General features: G+C 61.4%; 13 protein-coding genes. 7 read left to right on the top strand and 6 right to left on the bottom strand.

Features of this window, described 5'->3' with window-relative positions; translation table 11 throughout:
* Positions 1–334: 334 nt before the first annotated feature.
* From RHE_RS27580 to RHE_RS27610, 7 genes are all read left to right on the top strand, one after another.
* Entirely contained in the window at positions 335–3,970 is a 3,636-nt protein-coding gene (locus tag RHE_RS27580; RefSeq protein ID WP_011428529.1) for a PAS domain-containing protein, read from the top strand.
* On the top strand, positions 3,967–4,608 hold the full coding sequence (locus RHE_RS27585) for a response regulator transcription factor (protein WP_011428530.1): 642 nt from the start codon (positions 3,967–3,969) through the stop codon (positions 4,606–4,608). The genes RHE_RS27580 and RHE_RS27585 overlap by 4 nt, the downstream gene beginning before the upstream one ends.
* Before the next feature lie 2 nt (positions 4,609–4,610).
* The gene (locus tag RHE_RS27590) at positions 4,611–4,988 is read left to right on the top strand and encodes a response regulator (RefSeq protein WP_011428531.1); all 378 of its coding nucleotides are present in this window, start codon (positions 4,611–4,613) and stop codon (positions 4,986–4,988) included.
* A gap of 1 nt (position 4,989) precedes the next feature.
* Positions 4,990–5,682: a response regulator transcription factor gene (locus RHE_RS27595; RefSeq protein WP_011428532.1), complete on the top strand. Its 693-nt coding sequence runs from the start codon at positions 4,990–4,992 to the stop codon at positions 5,680–5,682.
* A 183-nt stretch (positions 5,683–5,865) separates the two neighbouring features.
* On the top strand, positions 5,866–6,219 hold the full coding sequence (locus RHE_RS27600; protein WP_011428533.1) for an ArsR/SmtB family transcription factor: 354 nt from the start codon (positions 5,866–5,868) through the stop codon (positions 6,217–6,219).
* Positions 6,220–6,414: 195 nt separating this feature from the next.
* Complete coding sequence (locus tag RHE_RS27605) at positions 6,415–7,080, top strand: nitroreductase (RefSeq protein ID WP_011428534.1); 666 nt, start codon at positions 6,415–6,417, stop codon at positions 7,078–7,080.
* 83 nt (positions 7,081–7,163) lie between these two features.
* Complete coding sequence (locus tag RHE_RS27610; RefSeq protein WP_011428535.1) at positions 7,164–7,736, top strand: NADPH-dependent FMN reductase; 573 nt, start codon at positions 7,164–7,166, stop codon at positions 7,734–7,736.
* 105 nt (positions 7,737–7,841) lie between these two features.
* Here RHE_RS27610 and RHE_RS27615 read toward each other — a convergent pair whose 3' ends face one another.
* From RHE_RS27615 to RHE_RS27640, 6 genes are all read right to left on the bottom strand, one after another.
* On the bottom strand, positions 7,842–9,029 hold the full coding sequence (locus tag RHE_RS27615; protein ID WP_020919703.1) for a galactarate dehydratase: 1,188 nt from the start codon (positions 9,027–9,029) through the stop codon (positions 7,842–7,844).
* Positions 9,030–9,041: 12 nt separating this feature from the next.
* Positions 9,042–10,259, bottom strand: coding sequence for a mandelate racemase/muconate lactonizing enzyme family protein (locus tag RHE_RS27620; protein WP_042119991.1), 1,218 nt, complete (start codon positions 10,257–10,259; stop codon positions 9,042–9,044).
* On the bottom strand, positions 10,256–11,977 hold the full coding sequence (locus RHE_RS27625) for an ABC transporter ATP-binding protein (RefSeq protein WP_011428538.1): 1,722 nt from the start codon (positions 11,975–11,977) through the stop codon (positions 10,256–10,258). Before RHE_RS27625 ends, RHE_RS27620 begins: the two co-directional genes overlap by 4 nt.
* 7 nt (positions 11,978–11,984) lie before the next feature.
* Positions 11,985–13,106: an ABC transporter permease gene (locus RHE_RS27630; RefSeq protein ID WP_011428539.1), complete on the bottom strand. Its 1,122-nt coding sequence runs from the start codon at positions 13,104–13,106 to the stop codon at positions 11,985–11,987.
* A 9-nt stretch (positions 13,107–13,115) separates the two neighbouring features.
* Positions 13,116–14,102, bottom strand: a complete 987-nt coding sequence (locus RHE_RS27635) for an ABC transporter permease (RefSeq protein ID WP_020919699.1) — start codon at positions 14,100–14,102, stop codon at positions 13,116–13,118.
* A gap of 116 nt (positions 14,103–14,218) precedes the next feature.
* Positions 14,219–16,156, bottom strand: a complete 1,938-nt coding sequence (locus tag RHE_RS27640) for an ABC transporter substrate-binding protein (RefSeq protein WP_011428541.1) — start codon at positions 16,154–16,156, stop codon at positions 14,219–14,221.
* Positions 16,157–16,251: the final 95 nt, after the last annotated feature.

Below are 16,251 nucleotides of genomic sequence, written 5' to 3' on the forward strand. Positions count from 1 at the left end.
CGGCCACCTCTGTTGCATCGTCCTCGTGCTTGCGCGGACGCAGAATGACCGGAACGCCGAGCGCCTTCCATCATGCCTGAGGTCAAACGTCCGAGACGCAGGGCATAGGGAAGCCAGCCCAACGTTTAGGAAGCCTCATCGGAAACACAAAAGGCTACGCCGGGGACCGAAAAATCGGCTCCATTCCCGCGCAATGCATGGGTTTCCATGAGTTGCGGTTGTGGTGCAGCAAGTTTACGGTTTCAACATGAGCGCGCCGGCCCCGAAATGGAAAACAACCGCTGCAGGACATGCTGACGATTCCCCGGCTTTGCCTGCCCGGCCGGAGCGAGGGATGGAAAGCGTCTGGTCTCACCGCCCCCCAATCCTGCGTCTGGCGCTTTTCTTCCTCGCCTATGTGCTCGCCTGCGGCTTCGCCCAGTCGCTCGCGGTGGTGCCGGGAACCGGTATTTCCATCTGGCCTCCGGCCGGGCTGTTCATCGCGACCCTGATCCTCGCCTCCCGACCCAGCTGGCCCTGGTGGATACTGGCCGGCTGCCTGGGAGAGATGTTCAGTAACGTCCTATGGTTCCATAGTCCGCAAGCTGCGGCCTTCCTGATCTATGTCGGCAACGCTCTCGAAGCTGTGGTCGCGGCATGGCTCGTCAACCGGACTTTGAAGCTCCCGGTTCGGCTCGAAACCCTGCAGGAAGTGACCGCATTCGTCATCATCAGCGCCGGAATTGCGCCAGCCGTCAGCGCGACCATCGGAAGCGCCACGCTTGCCTGGTTCAGCATCCAGTCGCAATCCTTTCTGACGGCCTGGCCCTTATGGTGGATCGGAGACGCGACCGGTGTCCTGATCGTGGCGCCGCTGGCGCTGGTTCTTTTCCACAGCTGGCGCGGCAAGACCCAGCTTTCGACCGGGCAATGGGTGGAAGCAGCCGTACTGGCGCTGATCTTTCTCGGCGTCGCCGTGCTTTCGCTGAGCGGCTACCTTCCCTTCGCCTATATTATCATGCCGCCTCTTCTTTGGGCCGCGGTCCGCTTCGAATTCAAGGGAGCCGCGGTGTCGCTCGCTCTCCTCGCCCTGATCGCCGCCGTCTTCACGATAACCGGCGCCAGCCAATTCGCCGGCGATCCGGAGTCCCAGAAACACAATCAGGTCATGCTGCAGCTTTTTCTGGCGATCTCGGCATTCTCAGCGCTGATCGTCGCCGCCATATCGCGTCAGCATCAGCTGGCGGTGCTTTCGTTGCGTCAGAGCGTGGACGCGCTCAGCGAAAGGGAGCGGGAGTTGTCGCAGCTCGTGGACATGGTGCCGAGCCACGTCTGGCGCCTGAGACCCAACGGCGAGCCGACCTTCTTCAACAAACGCATGATCGACTTCCTCGGCATCGACGTCGCGGATTCAGACCGGCCTGATATGAGCCGGCTGGAGGCAGTCCTTCAAGCCATCGTTCATCCCGATGATACCGCGGCGTTCAGAGAATCGCTCAGCCATTGCCTCGTCACGGGCGAGAATTTCGCCATGCGGTATCGGCTGCGCCGCGCCGATGGCGTCTATCGTTGGATGTCGAGTCGCGCCGAGCCGATGCGCGATCAGGCGGGAAACATCGTTCAGTGGTACGGGCTTTGTCACGATATCGACGATCAAGTCCACGCCGAAGAGGCCTTACGCCGGAGCGAACAGCAGTTGCAGCAGATGATCGACGCCGTTCCTGTCCGCATCTGGAGCGTGGAGCCGGCGGGCGGATCGATCTACTTCAACAAACGCTATCAGGATCACTTCCGCGCCGTCATTGACGATTTCGACGCCGACGGCGAACCGCGCATCGACGAGTTGCTGCAGCAGCTGATCCATCCCGATGAGGCGGCCGACGTTCAGCGCACGCTGAGCAATTGTTTCGAAAGCGGCGGCGGCGCCGCGATGCGGTTTCGCTGGCTTGAAAAGGACGGCATCTATCGCTGGGCGGAATGCAGGGTGGAGCCGCGGCGGGACGAGGATGGCAAGGTCGTGCAATGGTACGGCGTTTCCCTCGACATCGATGACGAGGTGCGGGCGCTGGAGGCCTTGCGCGATCGCGAGCGCGAACTCTCGCAGCTCGTGGATATGGTGCCGGTCCAGATCAGGCGCCTGACGCCGACAGGCGAGCCGGTCTTCTTCAACAAGCGCCTGATCGACTTTTTCGGTGTCGACGTCGGCGATATGGATAGGGCGGGCATGAGCCGTCTCTCGTCGGTCATTCATACGCTCGTCCACCCCGACGACGCACCGAGGCTGCTCGAGACGGTCCACCGCTCCCTCGCCAGCGGCGATCCCTTCACGATAAAATACCGCATGCGCCGTTTCGACGGAACCTATCGCTGGGTCGATGGCCGCGCCGAGCCGCTGCGGGACCAGAACGGCGCGATCGTGCAATGGTATGTGATATCGGTCGACATCGACGATGAGATGCGCGCGCAGGAAGCCCTGCGCAACCGGGAGCACGAGCTCTCCCAGCTGGTGGACATGGTCCCGAGCCTGCTCTGGCGGCTCAATCCGGAAGGCGCCCCGACCTTCTTCAACAAACGCCTGATCGATTTCCTCGGTCTCGATGTTGCCGAGACGGAGAAACCCGGCATGAGTCGGCTGGCGGCCCTCATCGATGTCGCCGTCCATCCAGACGATGCGGAGAGCCTAGCCGAAGCGCTCAACCATTCCCTCGCCACCGGCGAACGCTTCTCGAAGCAATATCGCCTGCGGCGCGCCGACGGCGTCTACCGCTGGCTGAAAGGCAGCGCCGAGCCGCTGCGAGACGAAAGCGGGCGGATCGTTCAGTGGTACGGTCTCTCGCACGACATTGACGACCAGTTGCGCATCGAAGAGGCGCTGCGAGAGCGGGAACGGTCTCTGTGGCAGATCGTCGAAACGCTGCCTATCATGATCGACTGCGCGGCTCCCGACGGCGAGCCGGTCTATCGCAATCCGCAGCTTCGCGACTTTCTAGGATACAAACTCGAAGACCTTGATGGAACCGGCAAGTCACGGCTGGCCGGCACGCTCGATGCCGGCGTTCATCCCGACGACCTCGCCGATGTCAAGGAGAAATACGCCCATTCGCTCGCCACCGGCGAACCCTATGCGCGCCGGCACCGCCTGCGGCGGTTCGACGGCGACTATCGTTGGGTCGAGACGCGGGCCGCACCAATGCGCGATGGCGAGGGCGCGATCGTGCAGTGGAACGTCATATGCCTCGATATCGACGGCGAGGTTCGGGCGCAGGAAGAACTGCGCTTGACGCAAGAAGGACTTGCCCGGGCGAGCCAGGCAGCAAGCCTCGCCGAGCTTTCCGCCTCGATCGCGCACGAGGTGAACCAGCCCCTGGCGGCCGTCGTGGCGAATTCCCACGCCTGCCAGCGCTGGCTGACGGCCGATCCGCCGAATATGGAGCGGGCGCAGAGAACCGTCGAGCGCATCATCCGGGACGCCAATTCGGCGGCTGAGGTCGTCGGCCGCATTCGCGCCTTGTTCAAACAATCCGCGGACAAAAGGGTTCAGACGACGCTTTCCAACGTCATCGACGAAGTGCGCAGCCTGATCGCCGACGAAGCCTGGCGGCGGGGCGTCCGCATCGACGTCGACGTTGACGACAGCTTGCCGTCCATCGCGCTCGACCGCATCCAGATCCAGCAGGTTCTGATCAATCTCATCCGCAACGGCATCGAGGCCCTGGACGCCACGACAAGCGACAGGGTGGTCGAGATACGCTCGCACCTAGTCGGCAATGCCGTCCAGACCGAGATCCGCGATCGGGGGCGCGGCATCGAGTTTCCCGAAAAGATGTTCGAGCCTTTCTTCAGCACGAAGGAAAGCGGCATGGGCATGGGGCTGGCGATCTGCCGCTCGATCGTCGAGCTGCATGGCGGACGATTGTGGGCGGAGAAGAACCAACCGCACGGAGCGACGTTGATCTTTTCATTGCCGGTTGAAACGAAGGCGGCGTCATGACGACCGATGACCATATCGTCTTCATCGTAGATGATGATGAACGCATCCGGGAGGCTCTCGGCGAGCTGCTGGACTCGCATGGCATACGCGCCATCGCCTTCGAGTCGGCCTGCGACTATGTGCAAGCGGATAAGCCGGATGTTCCGGCCTGCCTTATCCTCGATATCGAACTGCCCGATATCAACGGCCTCGACCTACAGCGGCAGATCGCCGACGGCGATCATCCGCCGATCGTCTTCGTCACCGGACATGGCGACATCCCCTCCTCCGTGCGCGCCATCAAGCGCGGCGCGGTCGATTTTCTCACCAAGCCCTTCAGCGATGAGCACCTTATGGCGGCGATCCAGGCGGCGATCGCCCAGGATCGGGAAAAGAGGACCGAGCGCGCCGAACTCGGCATGCTGAAGCAGCACTATCTCGACCTGACACCGCGTGAACGCGAGGTGTTGCCGCTCGTCGTCAGCGGCCTTCTCAACAAGCAGGCAGCGGCAGAACTGGGGATCAGCGAAGTCACGCTGCAGATCCACAGAAGAAACGTGATGCAGAAGATGGCGGCGGCATCGCTCGCCGACCTCGTGCGCATCGCGGAGAAACTGGAAATACCGATAACCCACTCGCGCCGGGTGGGAGGGAATTGAACATGAACAAGACAAGACATGTCGTGGCAATTGTCGACGACGATCCAAGACTCCTTGAATCGATGAGCGACCTTCTGGAATCGGCGGGCTATGTCGCCCGCGCCTTCTCGTCGGCAGGCTCGCTGCTCGTCAACGGGCTGTCGGACCTGGATCTGCTCATCACCGACATCGGAATGCCCGGCATAGACGGCTTCGAACTTCGTGACCTCGTCAGGAAATCACGTCCGGAGCTGCCGGTTTTCCTGATCACGGGCCGCCACGAGATCGCGGATCAGGGCCGCGCTCAAGGCGCCGGCGGATTCTTCCGCAAGCCATTCGATGCCCAGGCCCTGATCGCGGCCATCGCCAATGCCTTACACAAATCGAGAGATGGAGGGTGACATGAGGGTTGACCAGCCGTTCGTTCGTAGATCGGCGCCTTTGTCAGCGCAGCGTGAACGTGAAGAGGATCAGCCGCTCGTCATGATCGTGGACGACGACGCATCCGTTCGCGAGGCGCTGTCGGAGCTGATCCTGTCGGCCGGTTTTCAGCCGGTCAGCTTCGCTTCGACCCGCGAACTGCTCGACGCGGATATATTGGACAGACCCGGCTGCCTGATCCTCGATGTGCGCATGCCGGGGGCAAGCGGCCTCCACCTGCAGAGCCATCTGGCCGAGAACGGCATTGCCAAGCCGATCATCTTCCTGACCGGCCATGGCGATATCCCGATGACTGTCCAGGCGATGAAAGCCGGCGCCGTGGATTTCCTCACCAAGCCGGCGCGGGATCAGACGCTGCTCGATGCCGTGACAGCAGCCATCGTCATGGACGGCGAACGACGAGCGGAAGCGGCGATCGCCAATCGCAATATCGAACGGCTGGAGACGCTGACGCAGCGCGAGCGCGAAGTTCTGCACCAAGTGGCACGCGGGCGCCTCAACAAGCAGATCGCCTTCGACCTTGGCATCAGCGAAGTGACCGTCAAGCTACATCGCAGCAATGTCATGCACAAGATGCAGGCCGCCTCGATCGGCGAACTGATCCGGGCCTGGGAAACATTGCCGGCGCAGATGCGTCAGGCTGGGGCGCGATAGCGTCTAATCAAGGAGCCAAGAGCGCCGGCTGTCCATTTGATGCACGCCGTATCCGATTCACGCCAAAAAAGACGATGCGGCGCCGGCAATGGGTTTCGGCTCCGCACGCTTGCGTTATCTCTAAATTAAAGTTCGGGGATATGACATCGTACCCGGCTTTGGTTCCCCAAAGGAGATCTCGCCTTGAACAATCAATCGTCAGTCGCGCCTTCCCCTAAAACCAATGCCTTCGACAACGAAGCAAACTTCCTGTCGGCTATGGGGAATTCCAAACGGCTTCACATTCTGCATCTGTTGACCGAAGGAGAAATGTCCGTAACCGTCCTGGCTGACGAAGTGGGATTGAGCCAATCTTCGACGTCTCAGCATCTGGCAATTCTTCGAGAACAGGAACTCGTGCAGACGCGAAGGGCTGCGCAGACGATCTACTATTCACTTCAATCGGACGGGGTCAGGGCAATGCTCGATACGCTCGCGGACATTTTCGGATCGCATCGCCGTACGGCGGCTGAACCTACCCGAGCCGTGGGCACCTAACGCCAATGGCGGAACGCTGATGCTGCCGCTCATGATTGGTCTCCAATTCTGCTGACATGCCCCTCGACCACATCGAGCGCTGATGTACGTTTGATGTACGCCTCCTAGACCACGGTGTGATTACGCCTCCATTGCGAATGGCGATAATGAACCACATCAGGAACGGAACGAACGGCCCGGCGCATGGAGGCGGTCATGGACGTATATGAGGCAGTCACAAGCCGGAGGTCGGTGCGCGGATTTAAAGACCAGCCTGTGGCGATGGAGATACTTGAGCGCGTGCTGACCGCCGCGGCTTGGTCGCCGTCGGGATCGAACATCCAGCCGTGGAATACCTACGTGATGACCGGTGCGCCGCTGACCGAACTCAAGACGTCAGCTGTCGAGCGCGTGGCGCATGGCGAGGCCTGGGACGAGCGGCAGTATGAGATGTACCCGTCCGTGCTGAAGCCGCCGTACGGCGAGCGCCGCTCCGCCTTCGGCAAGGAGCGCTACAGCGCGCTCGGCATTGCGCGCGAGGACTGGGAGGCGCGCCAGCGGGCAGCAATCGCCAACTGGAATTGCTTCGGCGCGCCCGCCGCCCTGTTCTGCTACATCGACCGCGACTTGGGTCTGCCCCAATGGGCCGACGTCGGAATGTATCTGCAGACCGTGATGCTGCTACTCCGCGCCGAAGGACTGCACAGTTGCCCGCAGATGGCGTGGTCGCAGGTTCGCGAGACGGTCGCCGAGGTCCTGTCGCCGCCCGATGGGCTGATCCTCTTCTGCGGCATGTCGATCGGCTACGAAGACCCTGCGGTAAGTTACGCCCGTACGGGCCGCGCCCCGCTGGCTGAGACGGTCACGTTTATCGGCGAATAGTTGCTTGCGCCCAAAGGACAGAGACCCCGTCGAGAATTCCGCGTATGATAGGTTTTCTATCATGCGGGATACTGGAGAACGCCATGACCACGCATAAAGTAGGCTATCTTATCGGCAGCTTGGCCAAGGGCTCGATCAACCGCAAGCTCGCCAAGGCGCTGGTGCGCGTCGCCCCACCGGAACTTGAAATGTCAGAGATATCCTTCAAGGACCTGCCACTCTACAGTTACGATTACGACGCCGATTACCCTCCGGCCGGCAGGGCATTCAAGGCGGCAATCGCGGCCGTCGACGCCGTGCTTTTCGTGACGCCCGAATACAATCGATCCATTCCCGGCGGGCTGAAAAACGCAATCGACTGGGCGAGCCGCCCCTACGGCACCAACTCATTCACACGTAAGCCGTCGGCGGTGATCGGCACGTCGCCGGGCGCCATCGGCACAGCCGTCGCCCAGCAGAATTTGCGCAGCGTGCTCAGTTTCTGCAACTCTCCGCAGATGAATGCTCCGGAAGCCTACATCCAGTTCACTCCGGGGCTGATCACCGATGACGGCGAGGTCACGAACGAGGCCACGGCAGAATTCCTCCGCAAGTTCATGCAGGACTTCCATCTCTTCATCGCGAGGGTTCGCTCAGTGCTGCCGAAAGATGCCTAAGGGCGCTTGGCATGGGATCGCGATGTTCCTACAATGCCTGCAAACTTCGCCCAGGAGCTGGCTGCCTCATTCCGGCGGCCAGCTCTGGTTTAGCGTGTAACACCCTCAGGCGAAGGCATAAGAGCCGTCCGGCCGCTTCGGCACGCGCCGCTGCCAATGGATATAGCCTTCCTCCTCCATCGCCTTTTCATCCATTTCGACTCCCCATCCGGGCCGGTCGGGGCGCAGTTCGAGATAACCGTCTTTCGGCAGATAGGGGTCCACGACGTAGCGTGTTTCCCCCTGCCGCTTCTCGATGTCGAGGCCGCCATAGACATAGGCCTGGCCCTTTGGCAGCCGGTATTCGAGGATGCGGAAATTCTGGGCCGCGGCCGAAAAATGCACATTGACCGCCGTCGCCAGCGGCCCCATCGGGTTGTGCGGAGCGACGCCGACGAAATAGGCTTCGGCCAGCGTGGCGATGCGGCGCATTTCGCTGATTCCCCCGACGACGCAGATATCGGGCTGGATCAGGTCGGCGCCCTTGACCTGCAGCAGCCGCAGGAATTCGTTCCTGTTATAGAGTGACTCGCCGGTTGCGAGCACGCAATTGAGCCCCTGTTTCAGATCGCCCCAGGCCTCGATATTCTCAGGACGCAGCGGCTCTTCGTAGAACAGCGGGTCATAGGGCGCCAGCGCATTGCCGAGTTGCCTTGCGGCGATCGGTTCGAAAATCTTGGCATGAGCATCGAAGGCAATCTCGTATTCGTCATTCACCGTCTCGCGCAGCGACCGGAAATAATCCGCTGACGCCTTCACGACATTCCCCCAGCGATGGGCATGCATGTCGATCCGCCAGGGGCTGAGCTTGAAGGCGGTGAAACCCCACTCCTCCTTCAGGCGGTCGAATTCGTCGCGGGCGGCCGGCGCGTCGGGCGCGGTGTAGACTCCGGCATAGACCTTGATGCGGTCACGGACCTCGCCGCCGAGAAGCTTGTAAACCGGCACGTTCGCAGCCTTGGCCGCCAGATCCCACAGGCAATGATCAAGCGCGGAGATTGCGGCAAGGCCGAGCGCGCCGGGCGGGAATCGACTTTGCTGGATCAGCAGATTGACGAGGTATTCGACGCGTGTCGGATCCTGTCCGGAGAGAAATCCGTAGAGATAATCGAGCAACGGCGGCAGCGCCTTGTCAGGGCCGTGGTTGTAGCACTCACCCCAGCCGGTCAGCCCATCATCGGTATCGAGTGCGACGATCACGCGGGGACGGTCCTTATCGCGGGTCATGAACACTCGCATTCTGTCGATCTTCATCATTCTGTCCTTCTAGCGATTGAAATAGCTGCGGCGCGCCACGCGCGTCTGCACGTAGAGATGCTCGTTGTAGGTTCCGGGATTGTAGGAGTCGGCGGCCTCCGGCACAGGAACGGAGACATTGCCGCCGCTTGGAAACCGACCGACGAATTCCTCGTCGATATCGCAGCCGAGCCCGGGGGCGTCGGGCACCGTGATCAGCCCGTCGACCTGCTCGGGATGCGGCACGATCGTCCGGCGACGGCCGTCCCAGTCGTCGTCGAGCCGCTCGAGGATCAGCGCGTTCGGAATAGCCGCAAGCAAATGCAGTGCCGCATATTCCGCCACCGGTCCGAGCGAGCCCGAATGCGGTGCCATCTGGACGTGGTGGGCTTCGGCCATGGCCGCGATCTTCTTCATTTGGGTGATGCCGCCGGCCCGGCCGGTATCGGGCTGAATGACATCGACCAGCTCTCGTTCGATGAGCTCGCGCTCGCCAAAGATCGTTGCCGAGCGTTCGCCGGCGGCAAGTGGCACATCAGCGGCGTCGCGAATGCGCTTGTAGCCGTCGAGATTGTCGGGCGCGATCGGATCTTCCACCCACATCAGCTCATAGGGTTCGAGCGCCCGCACCAGGCGGCAGGCGTCCGCAGGGGTCAGCCATGGCGGCCCATGCAGGTCGATGGCGATGTCCATATCGTCGCCGACCGCCTCGCGCAGTGCTGCGACCTTGCGAACCGGATCGGCCACACCACCGCACTTGATCGCCTTTATGCCGCGCTGTTTGACTGCAAGCGCACGTTCCGGCGTATTGGCATGCGAATAGATCGGGATCCTGTCGCGCACCTTGCCGCCGAGCAGCATCCAGACAGGCACGCCGAGCGCTTTGCCCTTGATGTCCCAAAGCGCCATGTCGATGCCGGTCATCGCGCCGCCACCGACCGTGCCGAGCATGCCGTGACCCATCATCGCAATATGCAATTTCTGGCACAGGCGTTCGGTATGAGCCGGATCTTCGCCGATCAGCAGCGGCGCCAGATCATTGATCGCCGTTTCAATCACGCGCGGCCAGCCGGAGCATTCGCCGATGCCGGTGATGCCCTCATCGGTGTCGATCTTCAAGAACAACCAATTCCTGGTGCCCCGCAGCTGCGTGGATGTCCCGTCCCCCGACCGCTCATCCGAAGCCCATTTCGAAGGGTCGGGCTGACCGGCGTGCATGAGAAACGTTCTGATGCCGGTGATCTTCATCGCTGAGAGCTCCCGTTCTTCAGATTATCGGGAGCGACGTAGCGGAAGCGCCGCGAATGATCGCGGTCGCGTGGATCGGGCCGCGGAATGGCCGATATGAGCGCCTGTGTGTAAGCATGCTCCGGCGTGCGGCAGACTTTCTCCGCCTCGCCGATTTCGACGAGTTGGCCCTTGTACATGACGCCGACGCGGTCGCACATGTAGCGGATGACACCGATGTCGTGGCTGATGAAGATATAGGCGAGCCCGAGTTCGTCCTGCAGGCGCATCAGGAGATCGAGCACCTGCGAACGCACCGAGACGTCGAGCGCCGAAGTCGCCTCATCGGCGACGATGACGCGCGGATTGAGCGTAATGGCGCGGGCAATGCCGATACGTTGGCGCTGACCGCCGGAGAAGGCATGCGGATAACGTTCGCGCGCCCTTGGATCAAGGCCGACCTGCTCCATCAGGTGGCAGACGCGCTCGTCCAGCGCCCGTCCCTTGGCGATGCCGTTGACCAGCAGCGGTTCGCCGATGATCTGGGAGACGGTCATGCGCGGATTGAGGGAGCCGAAGGGATCCTGGAACACCATACGCAATTCGCGCCGCGCGGCCGCAAGCGTCTGGCCTTTTGCCGTAGCCAGGTCGATGATGCCGCCATCAGCGCGGCGATAGAGGATCTCGCCTGATGTCGGATCGATCAGCCGCATGATCGAGCGGCCCATTGTCGTCTTACCGGACCCGCTCTCTCCGACAATGCCGAGGGTTTCGCCCGGCAGCAGCGAAATGGAGACGTCGTCGAGTGCTTTTACCTCGCCGAAATCCATCGAAAGATTACGCAATTCCAGGATCGGCGCCGCCGCCCGATCGAGCGGCGCCCGTGCCAGGCGAATCTCCGCCTTCTGCTCCAGCTTCAGCACCGAGCCAATCAACATGCGGGTATAATCGTCCTTCGGGGCGTGAAAGATCTGCTCGACCGGCGCATATTCCTTGGCGACACCGTTATGCATGACCAGAACGTCATCGGCGATCTGCGCCACGACACCCATATCATGCGTTATGAAAAGGACGGCCATGCCGTTGGCCTTCTGCAGGCGGGCAATCAGGTCGAGAATCTCGGCCTGCGTCGTCACGTCGAGGGCCGTGGTCGGCTCGTCGGCGATCAGCAGTTGCGGCTTGCAGGCGAGCGCCATGGCGATCATCGCGCGCTGGCGCATGCCACCGGAATATTGGAAGGCGTAGCGATCCAACGCCTTCTCCGGCGCGGGGATCTCGACCTGCTTGAGCAGCGATATGGCCTCGACGCGCGCCTCCGCCTTGCTCATCCTGGTGTGAAGGCGAAGCGCCTCGATGATCTGGTTGCCAACGGTATGGATGGGCGACAGCGACGACATCGGCTCCTGGAAGATCATCGCGATATCGCGGCCGCGGATCGCCCGGATCTGTCGCCCGCGCGGATTGAGGCTGGTCAGATCAATCGAGCCGCCCTTCGGGTGGTTCAGTGTGATCGAACCACCGGCAATACGGCCGGGCGTGTCGACAATCTGCAGGATCGAGCGCGCCGTCACCGACTTTCCGGATCCGCTTTCACCCACCACGCAGAGCGTTTTGCCCGGCTCTATTGTAAAGGACAGGTCGCTGACGGCGCGAAAGACGCCGGTGCGCAGCGGGAATTCGACGGTGAGGTTCTTCACCTCAAGAAGCGGCCTGCCGGCAATGGGTACGATGTCGGTCATGCCGGCCTCATTTGTTGTAGGGGTCGGCCGCGTCGCGCAGACCGTCGCCGAGGAGATTGAGCGCCATGACGGCGACCACGACGGCGCAGCCCGGCAGGAAGAGCCAGGGCGCCGTGGCGATCGAACGAATGTTCTGGGCCTCGCGCAGCAGCACGCCCCAGGAAATGGTCGGCGGCTGCAGCCCGAGCCCCAGGAAGGAAAGAGAGGTTTCGGCCAGAATCATCGCCGGCACTGCGAGCGTGATCGACGCGATGATGTGGCTGGCAAAGCTCGGCAGCATGTGGCGAAAGATGATGCGGCCTTCGCGAACGCCATCCAGTCTGGCGGCAGCGACGAATTCTTCGGTGCGCAATGACAGGAAACGACCACGAACGACGCGGGCAAGCTGGGCCCAGCCGGTCAGCGACAGGATGATTGTGATCATCATGTATTGCAGCGTCGCCGGCCAATCCTGCGGAAGGGCCGCAGCCATGGCGAGCCAGATCGGTATCGTCGGCAGCGACAGCACGAAATCGATTACACGCTGCATGAAGAAATCGATGCGGCCACCGTAATATCCGGAGATGCCGCCGATCACGATGCCGAGCATCAACGACAGGAAGACGCCGACGAGGCCGATCGACAGCGAAACCTGCGAGCCTTGCACCGTCCTGCTGAAAACATCACGCCCAAGCCGGTCGGCGCCGAAGAGAAGCAGCGGCGTGGTCTTGTCGGGCGAGGCGATCAGATGGATGTTGGTGTTGAACAGGCCAAAAACGGAATATTCGTAGCCGCGTCCGAAGAATTGGACGTCGACGCGCTTCGTCGTGTCTTCCTTGAAGATGGCGGCGAGCGTTTCCGGATCACGGGTCAGCTTCATCGGATAATAATGCGGACCGAATGAAAACCCGTTCTCGGTATCGATCAGATGCAGTTTCTGCGGCGGATGAAAGGTCGCCCGCGCATTTTGCAAATTTGGATCGTTGATGGCGAAGAAGCCCGGAACCAAGGCAACGACATACATCAGCACGGTAACGACGAGCGCCACCATGGCCAGCTTGTGGCGGCGAAAGGCCCACCAGATCAGCTGCCACTGCGATGCGACGGCGGCGCGATCCGGCTGAATATTTGTAACGGCGATGTCGGCCATATCAGGCTCCTATTCCAACCGGATGCGGGGATCGACCAGCGCAAGCAGGATGTCGCTGATCAGAGAGCCTATCAGCGTCAGCGCGCAGATCAGCAGAACGAAGGCACCCGCCAGATACATGTCCTGGGCCATCAATGCCTGCAGCAGCAAAGGGGCTGCCGTCGGCAGATTGAGTACGATGGCGACGACGACCGAGCCGGAGATGAGATTAGGCAGCAGCCAGGCGATCGTCGAGATGAACGGGTTGAGCGCGATCATCAAAGGGTATTTCATCAGCAGCCGGAATTCCGAGAGCCCCTTTGCCCGCGCCGTCGTCACGTAGGGCTTCGGCAGTTCGTCGAGCATGTTGGCCCGCATCACGCGGATGAGGCTCGCCGTCGAGGACACGGCCAGAATGATGACCGGAAGCCAGAGATGCGAGAACAGATCGACCATCTTGGCGAAGCTCCAGGGCGCATTCTCATATTGCGGAGAAAACAGCCCGCCGACATCCTGGCCGAATTCGACCGCCGCGACATACATCAGCACCAGCGCCAGCAGGAAGGACGGAACGGCCAGACCGAAGAAAGTGAAGGCTGTGAAGAAATAGTCGCCGATCGAATATTTGCGCACGGCGGAATAGACGCCGATGGGCAGCGCGATCGCCCAGGTGGCAATCAATGTCGCCAGAGCCAGAACAAGGGTCAGCGCCATTCGCTCCCAGATCAGGTCGGAGACCGGCTGCTGCCATTCGAAGGAGATGCCGAAATCGCCGCGCGAGAGGATGCCCCAAATCCATTTGAAATATTGGATGAGCATGGGGTCATCGAGTCCGAAGCGTTCGCGCAATTGTGCAGCGGTGTTCTGATCGACGATTTCATTGGAGGCCGCCAGCGTAGCAATATAGGTCGTGACGTAGTCGCCCGGCGGCAGCTGGATCAGCACGAAAGCGAGAAAGCTGACGGCAAAGAGCGATGGAATCATCCATAGCAGTCGTTTGGCGATAAAGACCAGCATGGGCGCCTCTTGCATTGAGTCCCGCCCTCCGGGCCTTGCCGGATCTCATCGCCGGCGAGGCATCGGAAGGCGAACCGAAGAAAGCGCCGTACCGTCGGTACGGCGCTCGATCAAAATCAGCTCGTGAAGGTGAACTGCTGCGGCATCGAAGGCCCCGGATTGGGCCAGGACCAGCTATCCGGCTGCTTCTCGGGAACATTGCGCAGATTATTGCGGATGATGCCGAAGCCGCCGACCGCGAGGCAAAGGCCCACGGTCTCGAATTCCTCCGCGGCGATGTCGAAGATCTGCTTCATGGTCGCGCCGCGTTTGTCGAGATCGGCCGTCGAACGCGCTTCGTCGAACAGCTTCATGCGCTTCTTCTGGCTTTCCGGCGGCTCCTCGCCACGCGCGCCGTTAGACGTATACCAGAGCGTCCACGGAATGGCGTAACGCGACCCCTGCGGATGGAAGGCGAAGAAATCGCGAGGGTCGAGCATCGGATCGAGACCACCCGGCCCCGGCCACACCTGCGCATCATGGGCATTGTCATCGCCGCGGGTATAATAGAGCGCCCGCTCGATCGTATTGACCTTCATGTCGATGCCAATCTGCGACCAATGCGTCTTGACCAGCTCCAGGGCATCGACGAGATCGGGATAAAGCGTCGGAATGACGTCGACCGAGAAGAACACCTTCTGACCGTCGGGCCGCACGCGAAAGCCGTCAGGCCCCTTCTTGTAGCCGGCCTGATCAAGCATCGCGCCTGCCTTGTCGGCGTCGTATTCGGTGAATTGACGCGCGTACTTCTCGTGATACCACGGATGGGTCGGACGCGGCCCGGCCTGATAAGGCTCACTCTGCCCGAAATAGACGATGTCGATGAGTTCTTGGCGATTGATGCCTATCGAGAGCGCCTGCCGGAAGGACTTGTCTGCAAACATCTTGCGCATGGCAGGATCTTTGTGGGTGATATTGAAGTAGATCTGGCATTGTTGTGAGGCGGAAGGCACGAGCGTCAGCAGACGATAATCGCCCTTCTGCATGTTCTGGGAGAGAGTCGGCTTATTGGCCAGCACGCTGATGTGACGTTCCTGGATGTCGATCTTTCCTGAGATGACGTTCAGCATCAGCGACTCGACGTCCTGCGAAATGCCGAAATTGATCTCATCGATGTAGGGAAGCTGGTTGCCTGCCGTATCGACCTGCCAGAAATAGGGGTTCCGGGTCATGACGACGCGCGTGGCGCCGCCGACATAGGGTTCCTTGACGACCCAAGGATCGAGTGTCGGCTTGACGACATTGCCCCAGCGCGTCGGAATTTCGATGTCGCCGCAGCGGTTGCGGAAGAGCTCCGTCCAGCTGGTGACGCCTGCATTCTTGGCATCGGCCTCGATGTTGGGATTGTACTTCGGCAGGAACTGGCTGCAGTAATGCTTCGGGAAGAGCGTCGGATGCTGACCGAGCGGCGTGGCAAGGTTTTCGAGATAAAGCGCGTTCGGCGCGGCGAAGGTGAATTTCACCGTATAATCGTCGATCTTTTCGACAGTGACCGGCTTGCCGGCAACGGCTAGCTGCGCCGGCGTCGCGCTGTAAAGCTCGGTGTTCTTCACGCAGTCTTCGATCGCGAAAACAACGTCGTCGGCCGTGAAGGGGTGGCCGTCCGACCAGCGCACACCTTCGATCAGGTGGAAGGTGAATTGCGTCGCGTCGTCGCTGACTTCCCAGCGCTCGGCGAGGTTCGGCTGCACGGCGGTGAATTCCAGATTCCAGCGCACGAGGCTCTGGTTGCCGACCATGCGCAGAATGCCGTTATGGTCGGATGAACCGCGCAGGCCGCGGCGCAACGTCCCGCCATATGTGCCGACCTTCTCGAACGGCGTTACCACCATCGGCTTCTTCGGCAGGCGCTCGGCCAGCGGCGGCAGTTTGCCGTCTTTGACCAGTTGCGCCAGCGCAGGCGCTTCCCCGTCGGCGGCGAAGGCACGACCGGCGATGGACAGTGCTGCAGCACCAGCCATGCCGCCGAGAACGGCGCGGCGGGTGACACCGCGAGACAGAATTTCATTGGGCATCGATTCCTCCCCTTTTATGCCGGCACAGGCGGGCTCGCGACTTGCCGTTTTGCGCCCTCCTCGGCGCTGGAACGAAACCATAGACACGTTCTCAA

The organism is Rhizobium etli CFN 42 (assembly GCF_000092045.1).
GTDB lineage: Bacteria > Pseudomonadota > Alphaproteobacteria > Rhizobiales > Rhizobiaceae > Rhizobium > Rhizobium etli.